Annotated in this window: 1 protein-coding gene and 1 pseudogene; both read right to left on the bottom strand. The window is 24.2% G+C overall.

Translation table 11 applies throughout. The features are described from left to right. Nucleotides 1-330 (bottom strand): annotated as a pseudogene (locus RH99_RS18005) (hypothetical protein); the annotation flags it as partial. A 401-nt stretch (nucleotides 331-731) separates the two neighbouring features. After that, nucleotides 732-1,061, bottom strand: a complete 330-nt coding sequence (locus tag RH99_RS18000; RefSeq protein WP_010241752.1) for a hypothetical protein — start codon at nucleotides 1,059-1,061, stop codon at nucleotides 732-734. Between the last annotated feature and the right edge of the window lie 233 nt (nucleotides 1,062-1,294).

Raw genomic sequence — 1,294 nt, 5'->3', positions numbered from 1 at the left:
TTTTCCATTAATTACATCACGCACTATTTTATTAAGTTTTATTCCCTTATAATGCTGTTCCATTTGAATATTATAATAATTTCCTATATATTTTCCTACAATTTTTGAATCAATAATTGCAATTTCACCCTTAGTATTAAACATTATAGTAAAATCTATATCTTTTTTATCTTGCTTTCTAATATCTTTTAATAATTCTTTCATCTTAGAATTAAAATTAGTAGTATATTCAGCATCAAAAACTATATATTCTAACTCTCTAGATGAAGATACCGAAATAAAATCATAAAAATTTTTAAATAATTTTCCTAGATAATCATTATTTTTCATAATCCTATAAAGCATCCTTTCTCATTTACTAGCTTTAGTAAAAATACACTTTCTTATAGTGAATAATATTATATACTTCCCTTAAACTTCTTTTTTACTCAATTTAAAAATAATAGTTATTAGGCATATGAAAATAAATAGTAAGTCAAAGATGCGACGTATATTTTGAAGCCTACAAGGAAATAGGTTCTTCAGATAGTGGGCTATCTGAGGGCTCTGTTGACGCAGTAGGATTTAAAATAGACTAGCATACTGACTAGTTATTTATTTGAATGTGCCTTATGTGTTTTACCAATTTAATATTATTTAAAATAGATAAAAACACTATCAAATCTAATAACTAAATGATTTGATAGTGTTTTTATAGAAACTAAATGGATAATTGTTATCTTAATCTTCATTTACCTTTTTAACTTTTTTTGCTCCATTTTCATAGTTTTAAATTCTACGTAACCTTTCCAGTTCCATCCCAAATTAATTAATTTCTTTTCATGTCTTAAGGCAACTCTTCTCATATCTATTCCCTCTTGAGACAATTTACTAAGCATATTAATGCACGTTTGTATATTATCAAATAATTCTTCTGAAATATATACTTTATTCATTCCATTCTTTATTGCATTATCTAATTCCTTTTGTTCTTTTTCTAAGTGATTGGATAATTCCTGTAGACTATATTTATCATTATCTAAATCTAGAACGCTATTCTTACTTAAAATAGGAAATTTCATAATTTGCCCCCTTATTGTAAGCTATTCTAAATACATAACATTAAACCCATTATATATCCTTTAATATTTAAGTGATTATAACCTATATTTTTGATTTTATACTTATTGTATTCAAAACACCTAGAAAGTGTGCTAAAAATGATTAAACTTATTTTTATTCGTTCTCAAAGGTATAGTATGTTTTTATTATACTAATCTATATAAGTAATAGTTTAAATTGTAATACTACGTGT

The sequence above is a fragment of the Clostridium arbusti SL206 genome, assembly GCF_000246895.1.
GTDB classification, from domain to species: Bacteria; Bacillota; Clostridia; order Clostridiales; family Clostridiaceae; genus Clostridium_I; species Clostridium_I arbusti.
This window is presented reverse-complemented; position numbering and strand designations above follow the sequence as displayed.